The sequence below is a fragment of the Rhodanobacter thiooxydans LCS2 genome (genome assembly GCF_000264375.1).
Lineage (GTDB): Bacteria > Pseudomonadota > Gammaproteobacteria > Xanthomonadales > Rhodanobacteraceae > Rhodanobacter > Rhodanobacter thiooxydans.
The window spans coordinates 61,069-72,216 of the sequence record NZ_AJXW01000072.1; the positions used below are offsets into that span (position 1 = coordinate 61,069).

Sequence of the window (11,148 nt, forward strand, 5' to 3'; positions counted from 1 at the left end):
ACCTCCGATGGGCTCAGTCCGTCTCCGCCTCGGCCTCGAAGCGCAGGTGCTTCACGCTGCGTCCGTTGCGGCGCACCAATTTGAGTGCCTCGATGCCAATGCGGATATGCGCCTCGACAAATGCCGAGGTGATCCGGCGGTCGCTGGCCTCGGTCTTCACGCCTTCCGGGATCATCGGCTGGTCGGACACCAGCAGCAGCGCGCCGCATGGGATGCGGTTGGCGAAGCCGGCGGCGAAGATGGTCGCGGTCTCCATGTCCACCGCCATGCAGCGGGTACGCCGCAGGTAGTCCTTGAACGCCTCGTCGTGCTCCCACACGCGCCGGTTGGTGGTGTACACCGTGCCGGTCCAGTAGTCGTGGCCGAGGTCGCGGATCATGGTGGAGACCGCGCGCTGCAGCTGGAACGCCGGCAACGCCGGCACCTCCGGCAGCAGGTAGTCGTTGCTGGTGCCCTCGCCGCGGATCGCCGCGATCGGCAGCACCAGGTCGCCGAGCTGGTTTTTCTTCTTGACCCCCCCACACTTGCCGAGGAACAGCGCGGCCTTCGGTCCGATCGCGCTGAGCAGGTCCATCATGGTGGCGGCATTGGGGCTGCCCATGCCGAAGTTGATCAGGGTGATGCCGTCGGCGGTGGCGCTCGGCATCGGCCGGTCGCGCCCCTGCACCTCCACGCCGTGCCATTGCGCGAACAACTCCACGTAGTGGCCGAAGTTGGTCAGCAGGATGTGCTCGCCGAACTGTTCGAGCGGCACGCCGGTGTAGCGCGGCAGCCAATTGGAGACGATTTCCTGTTTGCTTTTCATGAGTGAAGCGATGCCCGATGGGGTTGCCGGCGACGCCACGCCGGCGGGATGCCAGATCAGTCGCGCCATCTTAGAGCCTGTTCACACGCACCCGGCGACGCCGTCGCCGCACCGGCGTGCCACCGCGCACGACCATCGGGCGAATGCCGCTGCCGCAGCCACCATGCTATGTTTCCCCTGCACATTGATGATCGGGGGGTCACGCGATGAGGATGGGCCTGGCAATCGATGCATCCTGCGACCTGCCGCAGGAATTCCTGCAGAAGCACCGTGTCGCGATCATGCCGATTACCGTGCGGCTGGACAGCGAGGTCTTCATGGACGCTCGCAACCCGGCCGAGATCCAGCGTTTCATCGACCGCCGCCTGGGCAGTCGCAGCCACTCGGCGGAGACCGAACCCTGCCCGGTGGAAGAGGTGCAGAAGCTGTTCCTGGAAAAGCTGGTGCTGGAGCAGGACTGTGTGTTCTGCCTGACCATTACCGCCACCCGCAGCCCGATCAACGAGAACGTCAACAAGGCCAGCTTCGCGATCCTGAAGAACTACCGCCAGGTGCGCGAGAAGGCCGGCGTGCCCGGCCCGTTCATGATGCGCGTGGTGGACACCGGCAACGTCTTCACCGGCGCGGCGCCGGCCGTTTGCGAAGCGGCCCGCCTGATCGCCGCCAACGAGTCGCCGTCGACGATCCGCGAGCGCCTGGTGCACATCGCCAGCCACAGCTACGGCTACATGCTGCCGCGCGACCTGATCCATCTGCGCAACCGCATCAAGAAGCGCGGCGATCGCAGCGTCAGCCTGCTCAGCGCGATGGTCGGCACGGCGCTGGACATCAAGCCCATCCTGCGCTGCTTCCGCGGCGAGACCAGCCCGGTCGGCAAGGTGCGCGGTTTCGACCAGGGTGCGGAGGCGCTGTTCGGCTACGTTGCGCGGCGGGTGCGCGCCGGCCTGATGGTGCCGGTGGTCTGCATCAGCTACGGCGGCGACCTGGAGGTACTGCCCCACTTGCCGGGCTATACCGAGCTGCGCCAGGCCTGTGCGGAATGCGGCGTCGAACTGATGGAGGCGCCGATGAGCATCACCGGCATGGTCAACGTGGGCGAAGGGGCAGTGACCGTCGGCTTTGCCGCCGAGGAGCACGAGGCCGAGTTCTGAGGCGAGCGCTCAGAAGCCGTAGCTCAGGAACCCGCCGTCCACCGCCAGCACCTGGCCGGTGATGTAGCTGGCGGCCGGCAGGCACAGGAAGGCGATCGCCGCGGCCACTTCCTCCGGCTCGCCGATGCGTTCCAGCGGGGTGCGCTCGAGCACCTCGTCCAGGTAGTCGGCATCGGCCAGCGCCGGATCGGTGCGCTGGGTGCGGATATACCACGGCGCCACCGCGTTGACGCGGATGCCGTCCACCGCCCATTCGGCGGCCAGGTTGCGGGTGAGCTGGTGCAGCGCCGCCTTGCTCATGCCGTAGGGCGAACCGGTGCGCACGTGGGTGATGCCGGAGACCGAACCGACGTTGACGATCGCCGCGTTCGCGTGCTGCACCAGCTGCGGATGCGCCAGCCGGCACATCTCGAAGGCGGAGAACAGGTTCTGCTCGAAGATCGCGCGGTAGTCGTCCTCGCGATAGTCCAGCGTGGCCCCGGGCTGGTTGCCGCCGGCGTTGTTGACCAGCAGCGACACCGGTGCGCCGAGGTCGGCGATCCAGTCGAACACCGCCAGGCGGTCCTCCGCCTCGGTCAGGTCGGCGCCGAACGCCAGCACCTCCACGTCGGCGAACTCGTCGGCCAGCTCTACCCGCACCTGTTCCAGGTAGTCCTCGTCGCGCGCCACCAGCAGCAGGTCGGCGCCGAGCCCGGCCAGCTCGCGCGCGGTGGCGTAGCCGATGCCCTTGCTGGCGCCGGTGATCAGGGCGGTGTGGCCATGCAGTTGCCAGGCGTCGAGGCGGCTGTTCATGGACGCAGCTTAAAGCGCGGGGACTGCGCCTTGCCAGCCGGGCCGCCGCGGCGGGACACTCGGCGGCGTCGATTCCCCACGAGAACCGCCATGAAGCTGCTGCCGCCCCTGCTCTGCGTCCTCGCCCTCGCCGCCTGCTCCGGCAAACCACCGGAGCCGCAGGCCAAGCCCGCGCAACAGGTGGCCACGCCGTTCGACGAGATGAAGAAGGCCGAACAGCGCGCCAAGGACGTGCAGAAGACGGTCGACCAGCAGGCTGAGGAACAGCGCAAGCAGATCGAGGCGCAGAGCCAGTAGGCAGATCAGCGCGGAACGCTGGTCAGCGCGGGCGGCACAGGCAGTCCGCGTAGATGTTCGGCGTGCCTGCCTTCGCCTGGCGCAGCAGTTCGAGCTCCGGCGCCAGCGCCGGCAGCCGGGCGAACCAGTCCGGCAGGCGCACGCCCCACGACTGCAGCACGTGCATGGCCGCGTTCTGGTTCATCCCGAGCAGGAAGCGCTCGAAACCGCCCAGCGGCGCTTCCACGTAGCGCACCGGATAGCCCTTGCCGAGTTTGGCCAGGCTGGCCGCGTCAGCGACCGCGTCCCGCAAGCCGCCGAGCTGGTCGACCAGACCGCGTTCAAGCGCCTGTCGACCGGTCCACACCCGGCCCTGCGCGATCGCGTCGATCGCCTCGTAACTCTTGCCGCGCGCCCTGGCCACGTTGCCGACGAAGTCGCGGTAGCCCTTGTCGATGATCGCCTGGATCACCGTGCCGACCTTCGGGTCGAGCGGGCGGCTGATGTCGAACGCGCCAGCCAGCGGGCCGGTGCCGACGCCATCGCTCCTGACGCCGAGCTTGGCCAGCGTGTTCGGCACCGTGTAGTACATGCCGAAGATGCCGATCGAGCCGGTGATGGTGTTCGGCTCGGCGTAGATGCGGTTCGCATTCATCGCGATCCAGTAGCCGCCGCTGGCCGCCACGTCGCCCATCGACACCACCACCGGGATGCCCGCGCTGCGGGTCAGTTCGATCTCGCGGCGGATCTGCTCGGCGGCGTACACCTCGCCGCCGGGCGAGTTCACCCGCAGCACCAGCGCCTTGGTCTTGCGGTCCTCGCGCGCCTCGCGGATCAGCGCCGCGGTGGATTCGCCACCGATCGAGCCGGCCGCGCGCTTGCCGCCGGCGATCTCGCCCTCGGCCACCACGATCGCCACGCCCGGTGCGAACGCCTCGCCGTCGTTCGGCAGCGCAGCCGCGTAACGGGCGAAGTCGACCTGGCGGAAACTGTGGCCCTTGCGGTCGGCCGGCACACCTTCCCTGCGCATCATCGCGATCAACTCGGCGCGGGTGGCCAGGCCGTCGACCAGATGCTGCTGCAGCGCCAGCTGGGCCAGGTTGCCCTGGGTGCTGGCGATGTGTTGCGGCAGGTTGTCGATGTCGTCGCGCAGCGTGGCCGGGTCCAGCTTGCGCATGGCCGCCACCTCGTCGAGCCAGCCGTTCCACAGGCCGCCCATCCAGTAGCTGTCGGCCTGCTTCGCCTCGGCCGAGGCGTGGTCGAGGATGTACGGCTCGGCCGCGCTCTTGAACTCGCCCACGCGGAACAGGTGCACATCAACGCCGAGCTTGTCCAGCAGGTCCTTGTAGAACAGCCGGTAGTTGGCCAGCCCGGTGATCATCACCCCGCCCTGCGGATCGACCAGCAGGCGATCGGCGTGCGCGGCGAGGTAATACTGGCCCTGGTCCAGGTTCACCGCCCAGGCGACCACCGGCTTGCCCGCGGCGCGGAAGCGGTCCAGCGCCGCGCCGACCTCGCGCAGCGCGGCAAAGCCGCCGCCCTGCAGTTCGTCGGGCAGCAGCAGGATGCGGCTGATCCGCCGGTCCTTCGCCGCCGCGTCGATCGCGTCGACCAGGTCGCGCAGCTGCACCTGCTTGGGCTGCTCGCCGGACAAGCTGGCCAGCGCGCGCTGCAGCGGGTCGATGCTGTACTGCTCGACCAGCTGGCCCTGCGGCCGGATCACCAGCACGCTGGCGTCCTGCACCATGCGCGCGCCGCGGCTGCCCAGCACGCCCGCGGCCAGCAGCAACAGCAGTACGCCCAGCACGCCGAAGAACACCAGGTTGAGGATCACCAGCCGCAGCAGGTTGATGCCGCGCCCGAGCGTGCGCAGGAAGGCCCAGAAGCCGTGGCGGCGGGGCGGTGGCGGCGGGGGAAGCGTCATGTAGGCAGGTATCCGGAATCGTCGGGGCAAGCGTAGCCGCTCAGGCTGGCGCGGTCATCGGCACGGGGCGGCGCCAGCGCTGTCGCCAGGCGCTGCGCCAGAAGCGGGTGAACAGCATCGCGGCCGCCGCCGAGAGACCGGCGATCAGGCCGATCCACATCCCGCGCGCACCCATGCCATGGTGGAACGCCAGCCACCAGCCCACCGGCATGCCGATCATCCAGTAGGCAAACAGGGTGATCGCCATCGGCACGCGGGTGTCCTTGAGGCCGCGCAGCGCGCCGTTGGCGGCGACCTGGATGCCGTCGGAGAACTGGAACAGCCCGGCCAGCATGATCAGCTGCGCGGCCAGCGCAATCACCTTCGGCTCGTGCGTGTACAGCGAGGCGATGAAATGCGGCAGGCCCAGCATCAGGACGGCCGAGAACAGCTGGGTGAGCAGGGTCAGGCCGATCCCGCAGAAACCGGCGTAGCGCACGCCGCGCTCGTCGCCGCGGCCCACCGCGTTGCCCACGCGCACGGTGATCGCCATCGCCAGGCCCAGCGGGATCATGAAGAACAGCGAGGCGATGTTGATCGCCACCTGGTGACTGGCGATCACGTCCTCGCCCAGCGTGGCGATGATCAGCGCGGTGGCCACGAACAGCCCGGCCTCGGCCAGCAAGGTCACCGCCATCGGCAGGCCGATGTGCACCAGCTGGCCGATCCGGCCCGGGTCCGGCCACTGGAAACGGTCGAACAGGCCCAGTCCGCGATAGTTGCGCCGGAAGATCACGTAGACGCCGAACGCCAGCAGCTCCAGCCACAGCACGATCGCGGTGGCCACGCCGCAGCCGTGCGCGCCCTGCGGCGGGATGCCCAGCTTGCCGAACATCAGCACGTAGCCCAGCGGCACCAGCAGCACCAGCCCGCCGAGGCTGAAGTACATCGACGGCCGGGTCAGCGACAACCCCTCGGACAGCCCACGCAGCGCGAAATAACAGGTCAGCGCCGGCGCGCCCCAGCTGATCGCCAGCAGGAAACGCTGCACGTCGTGGCGCAGGCTCGGCGTCACTCCGATCAGCTCGATCAGCGGTTCCGCATGCCGCACTGCGAACCACAGCAGCACGCCCATGCCCAGCGCCAGCCACAACGCCTGCTGGAACACCGCGCCGACCTCGCCGCGGCGGCCGGCGCCGTCCAGCTGGGCCACCGACGGCGGCACCGCCATCATCATGCCGATGCCGCAGACGATCGCCAGCGACCAGATGCTGGCGCCCACCGCCACCGCGCCCAGCACATGCGCGCTGACGTGGCCGGCCAGCACCGCATCGATCACGTTGCTGCCGACCGCGGCCAGCTGCGCGGCAATCAGCGGCAGCGCGAGGCGCACGGTAGCGCGCACTTCATGCAGCAGATGCGCGCGTTCGGGGCGGAAGGGTTTCATCGGCAGAGCAGACTCCAGGGCCGGTCATTCTACCTGAGCCATTGGTCACGGCCGGCCCGCCGCCGGCGTGTGCGAAGATCGCCCGCTGCAACGGACGGAAACCGCGATGAAGCAGCTGACCAGCCACGAAGGATTGCACTGCGCCAACTGCGGCGCCGCAATGCAGGGCGAGTTCTGCCATGAGTGCGGGCAGTCGATCCACGGCGTGCTGAAGCCGATGCACCACATGGTCGAGGAAACCGTCGAGACGGTACTGCACATCGACGGCCGCATCGTGCACACGCTGCCGCCCCTGCTGCTGAAACCCGGCTTCCTCACCCTGGAATATTTCGCTGGCCGGCGGGTGCGCTACATCGCGCCGTTCCGGCTGATGTTCGTGCTGTGCCTGCTGTCGTTCTTCGTGTTTCACCTGGCCATCGACCAGGTCGCCGACAAGCTCCCCGCGAACGGCCATCCACTGGTGAGCGTGGACAGCAGTGCGATCGAGGCCGCCACCAGCCCCGCCGAAGTGCGCAAGGCGCTGCAGGACGAACTGGATGGCCTGCAGCGCGCCAGGGACACCGGCGTGCTGCCGCCGAACGTACTGGAGCAGGCCCGTGTCGGCGAACAGGAACTGCGTCAGGCAGCCAATCAACGCCTTGCCGCACTTGGCGCGGCACCGATGTCGGCCGCCTCGCTCGCCGCATCGCCGGCAGCCGCGACGGTGAAACCCGCCAGCGACGCCAAGCCGCGCGACGCCAAACGCAAGGCATCCGGGGGTACATCGGAACCGATCCGGATCGCCTGGCTGCCGGACGTGGCCAACGCGCGCCTGACTGCGCTGGCCCGCCAGTTCCAAAAGAACTGGCACACCTTCAAGCGTGGCGATCCCGCGGCGAGCGCCGAGGCGAAGCAGCGGATGATCAACGGCGTGTTCAGCGCGCTGCCGCCGACCATGTTCGTGATGATCCCGGTCTTCGCGATCCTGCTGAAGCTGTTCTACGTATTCCGCCGGCGGCTGTACATGGAGCATCTGATCGTGGCCCTGCACAGCCATGCCTTCATGTTCCTCAGCCTGCTGCTGATCACCCTCGCCGGCATGCTGTCGACCTGGCTGCGGCCGCACGCGGCATGGACCGGCTACGCGCTGGGCTGGCTGCAGGCCGCGCTGATCCTGTGGATCCCGACCTACCTGCTGATCATGCAGAAACGGGTCTATCACCAGGGCTGGCCGATGACCCTGCTGAAATTCTGGTTCGTCGGCTGGTGCTACTTCTGGCTGCTGACGCTCGTGCTGATGGTCGCCGCCGTGCTTGGCATGGCCCGCTGAAGCTCCGGCGCGGCCGGTTTTGCACAGCGTCACCGGCCTGTCAAGGCAGGCGCAAGCGAGTTGTCAATTGTGTGAACTGCAACTTGCTGAAATTTGCAGGTCATTGAATGCAAAGGTCTTTTTTTTGTGACCAAAACCTCGTCAGAGTGTCGCCGAAGGCGTCACGGTGCGCTTTGAGGCCCCCCCTACCCGCGGCATCCACAGACTTATCCACAACGTTTGTGGATAAGCGCAAAAACCTCTGGGCGCTAACCACTTACCCACAACTCCTCGACAAGCGGGCAGCAAGTCCGCGCAAGCTGACCGCGGCGGCACACCTGCCGCGGCAGCTATCGAACGCGTGCTGCCGCGGGTGGCGGTTACACTGGCCTGCCACGAGGTAGCCCATGCCCGCCGTTCTTCGCGTCGCCCTGCCGGTTCCCCTGCCCAGCCTGTTTGACTACCTGCCGCCGGCCAGCGGCGAAGCCGGTGTGGGCAGCCGGGTGCTGGTGCCGTTCGGTCGTCACCGGCTGGTTGGCGTGGTGGTGGCGATCGACGCCGAAACCGCGGTGGATGGTGGCCGGCTGAAGCAGGCGCTGCGCCTGCTCGACGACGACGCGCTGCTCGATGCCGAGCTGATGCAGACCCTGGCCTGGGCTGCCGACTACTGGCTTGGCGCGCCGGGCGAGGCCTACGCCAACGCCTTGCCGCTGGCCCTGCGCGAGCCGAAGCCGCTGCCGCCGATCGGCGACGAATACTGGTCGCTCACCAGCGCCGGTCACAGCGCCCATGACGCCGGCAGCCGCCGGGGCGGCAGCAAGGCGCTGCTGGCCCTGCTGAGCGGCGGTGCGCTGAGCGCACAGCAACTGGGCGAACGCCAGCCTGGCTGGCGCGAGGCGGCGCGCCGGCTGGCCGCAGCCGGCCTGCTCGAACGCAGCGAGCGGCCGCCGTCCGTCCGCCCGCTGGCGCTGTCGCGGGCGCCGCCGCTCAACGACGAGCAACGCCAGGCGGTGGCCAGCGTCGGCGCCAGCCTCGGCCAGTACCAGCCGTTCATGCTCGACGGTGTCACCGGCAGCGGCAAGACCGAGGTCTACCTGGCCTTGATCGAACAGGTGCTGGCCCAGGACAAACAGGCGCTGCTGCTGGTGCCGGAGATCGGCCTGGCACCGCAGACCGTGCGGCGCCTGCGCGAGCGGCTCGGAGTGGGCGTCGAGGTGCTGCACTCGAACCTGTCCGAAGGTGATCGCGCGCGCGCCTGGCTGCGCGCGCGCGCGGGCAGCGCGCAGGTGATCCTGGGTACCCGCTCGGCGGTGTTCACCCCGCTGCCGCGGGCCGGTCTGATCATCGTCGACGAGGAACACGACGGCGCCTACAAGCAGCAGGAAGGCTTCCGCTACCACGCCCGCGACCTGGCCCTGGTGCGCGCCCGCGCGCTGGGCGTGCCGGTGCTGCTGGGCTCGGGCACACCGTCGCTGGAATCGCTGGCCAACGTCGAGGCCGGCCGCTACCGCAGCCTGCACCTGCGCGCCCGCCCAGGTGCGGTGCGGCCGCCCATGGTGCAGATCATCGACATGCGCGCGCAGCATCTGGAACACGGCCTGTCACCCGCGCTGCTGGCCGCGGTGGCCGAGACGGTGGCGCGCGGCGAGCAGGCGCTGGTGTTCCGCAACCGCCGCGGCTACGCACCGGTGCTGCTATGCCATGCCTGCGGCTGGCATGCCGGCTGCCCGCGCTGCGAGCGTCCGCTGACCCTGCACGCCGGCCGGCGCCAGCTGATCTGCCACCACTGCGACTACTGCCAGCGCCTGCCGTCGACCTGCCCGACCTGCGGGGCTGGCGAGCTGAAAGCCCAAGGCCAGGGCACCGAGCGGCTGGAGGAGGCGCTGCTGGCGCAGTTCCCACAGGTGCCGGTGCTGCGCGTGGACCGCGAGACCACCCGTCGCCGCGACGCGTTCGAGGATATGCTCGCCACGCTCAAGGACGACCAGCCGGCGATTCTGGTCGGCACCCAGATGCTGGCCAAGGGCCATGACCTGCCCAACCTCACCCTGGTCGCGATCGTCGGCGTGGACGAAGGCCTGCACAGCATCGACTTCCGCGCCGGCGAACGGCTGGCGCAGCTGGTGGTGCAGGTGGCCGGCCGCGCCGGCCGCGCGCGCAAGCCCGGCCGCGTACTGCTGCAGACGCACCAGCCCGAACACCCGCTGCTGCGCTGCCTGCTCGCCCAGGGTTATGCCGCGGCCGCGCGCGAACTGCTGGCCGAGCGCCGGCTGATCCGGCTGCCGCCGTACAGCCACCAGGTGCTGCTGCGCGCCGAGGCGACGCAGCGCGAGCAGGTCGAGGCCTTCCTCGCCGCCGCGCACGCCGCGCTTCCGCCCGGCGCACCGATCGAGGTCGCCGGGCCGATGCCTGCACCGATGCCGCTGCGCGCTGGCCGCCAGCGTGGCCAGCTGCTGCTGGAATCGGCCAGCCGGCAGGCGTTGCACGCGATGCTGCGGCCGTGGCAGCTGGCGCTCGGCGCACTGCCGGCGGCGCGCAAGGTGCGCTGGTCGCTGGACGTCGACCCGATCGACCTTTACTGAAAAGGCTCTCAGCCGGCGTCGCGTTTCAACGAGCCCGGCTTCACCAGCCAGCGCACCGCCAGCATGCCCAGCTCGTAGAGCAGGCACATCGGCACCGCCAGCATGATCATCGAGGTGATGTCCGGCGGGGTGATGAACGCGGCGATCGCGAACGCGCCGACGATGGCGTAGCGCCGGCTGGCGCGCAGCTTGTCCAGGTCGACGACGCCCACCGCGGCAAGCACCACCACCGCCACCGGCACCTCGAAGCACAGCCCGAACGCGAAGAACATCAGCATCACGAAATCGAGGTAGTGGGTGATGTCGGTCATCATCTCCACCCCCTGCGGCGTGATCGCGGTGAGGAAGCGGAACGCCGCCGGCAACACCAGGAAATAGGCGAACGCGCAGCCGATGTAGAACAGCACCAGCGCCGCGGCGAGCAACGGCCTGGCGAGGCGTTTCTCGTGCTTGTACAGGCCGGGGCTGACGAAGGCCCACAGCTGGTACAGGATCATCGGCATGCTGATGAACAGTGCCACGTAGAACGCCAGCTTCAACGGCGTGATGAACGGGCTGGCCACCTCGGTGGCGATCAGGTGCGCGCCTTGGGGCAGTCGCGCCACCAGCGGCGCGGCCAGTTCCGTGTACAGGCGATTGGCGAACGGCACCAGCGCCAGCAGCACCACCAGCACGGTGGCGCTGGCCTTGAGCAGGCGCGAGCGCAGTTCCAGCAGGTGCGAGAACAGACCTTGCTGCAGGTCGACCTCCGGCTCAGGCGTGGCCATGCGGCGACTCCGGGGTTTTCGGTGCCGGCGCAGCGGTGTCGGCGAACAGGTCGCCGGTGGCGCGGTCCGGCTCCGCTGCCGCCTGCGGCTCGGCCGCAGCGCCGGCGACCGCGGCGGGCGGCTCGGCGGCTGCCGGG

General features: G+C 69.3%; 9 protein-coding genes. 4 read left to right on the top strand and 5 right to left on the bottom strand.

What is annotated here, in order from left to right:
- Positions 1–13: 13 nt before the first annotated feature.
- On the bottom strand, positions 14–805 hold the full coding sequence (locus UUA_RS14295) for an AMP nucleosidase (protein ID WP_039954136.1): 792 nt from the start codon (positions 803–805) through the stop codon (positions 14–16).
- A gap of 206 nt (positions 806–1,011) precedes the next feature.
- On the opposite strand from UUA_RS14295, the gene UUA_RS14300 reads away from it, so the two are divergent.
- Complete coding sequence (locus tag UUA_RS14300) at positions 1,012–1,956, top strand: DegV family protein (RefSeq protein ID WP_193385138.1); 945 nt, start codon at positions 1,012–1,014, stop codon at positions 1,954–1,956.
- 9 nt (positions 1,957–1,965) lie between these two features.
- Here the strand turns inward: UUA_RS14300 and UUA_RS14305 are convergent, their stop codons facing one another.
- The gene (locus UUA_RS14305) at positions 1,966–2,748 is read right to left on the bottom strand and encodes an SDR family oxidoreductase (RefSeq protein ID WP_008438113.1); all 783 of its coding nucleotides are present in this window, start codon (positions 2,746–2,748) and stop codon (positions 1,966–1,968) included.
- Positions 2,749–2,838: 90 nt separating this feature from the next.
- Here UUA_RS14305 and UUA_RS14310 point away from each other — a divergent pair, with 90 nt between their 5' ends.
- A complete protein-coding gene (locus UUA_RS14310; RefSeq protein ID WP_008438114.1) occupies positions 2,839–3,045 on the top strand; it encodes a hypothetical protein in 207 nt (68 codons plus the stop codon).
- A gap of 22 nt (positions 3,046–3,067) precedes the next feature.
- Here UUA_RS14310 and sppA read toward each other — a convergent pair whose 3' ends face one another.
- Both sppA and UUA_RS14320 read right to left on the bottom strand, forming a co-directional pair.
- Positions 3,068–4,948, bottom strand: coding sequence for a signal peptide peptidase SppA (sppA, locus tag UUA_RS14315; RefSeq protein WP_008438115.1), 1,881 nt, complete (start codon positions 4,946–4,948; stop codon positions 3,068–3,070).
- A 40-nt stretch (positions 4,949–4,988) separates the two neighbouring features.
- Positions 4,989–6,374, bottom strand: a complete 1,386-nt coding sequence (locus tag UUA_RS14320; RefSeq protein WP_008438116.1) for an MATE family efflux transporter — start codon at positions 6,372–6,374, stop codon at positions 4,989–4,991.
- A gap of 106 nt (positions 6,375–6,480) precedes the next feature.
- On the opposite strand from UUA_RS14320, the gene UUA_RS14325 reads away from it, so the two are divergent.
- Both UUA_RS14325 and UUA_RS14330 read left to right on the top strand, forming a co-directional pair.
- Positions 6,481–7,683 carry a DUF3667 domain-containing protein gene (locus UUA_RS14325; protein WP_008438117.1) on the top strand — a complete coding sequence of 401 codons (1,203 nt, stop codon included), beginning with the start codon at positions 6,481–6,483 and terminating at the stop codon, positions 7,681–7,683.
- Between the two features lie 386 nt (positions 7,684–8,069).
- Positions 8,070–10,244, top strand: a complete 2,175-nt coding sequence (locus UUA_RS14330; protein ID WP_008438118.1) for a primosomal protein N' — start codon at positions 8,070–8,072, stop codon at positions 10,242–10,244.
- An 8-nt stretch (positions 10,245–10,252) separates the two neighbouring features.
- Here UUA_RS14330 and tatC read toward each other — a convergent pair whose 3' ends face one another.
- Positions 10,253–11,011 (bottom strand): twin-arginine translocase subunit TatC, encoded by a 759-nt coding sequence (gene tatC, locus UUA_RS14335; RefSeq protein ID WP_008438119.1) that lies wholly within the window; start codon positions 11,009–11,011, stop codon positions 10,253–10,255.
- Positions 11,012–11,148: the final 137 nt, after the last annotated feature.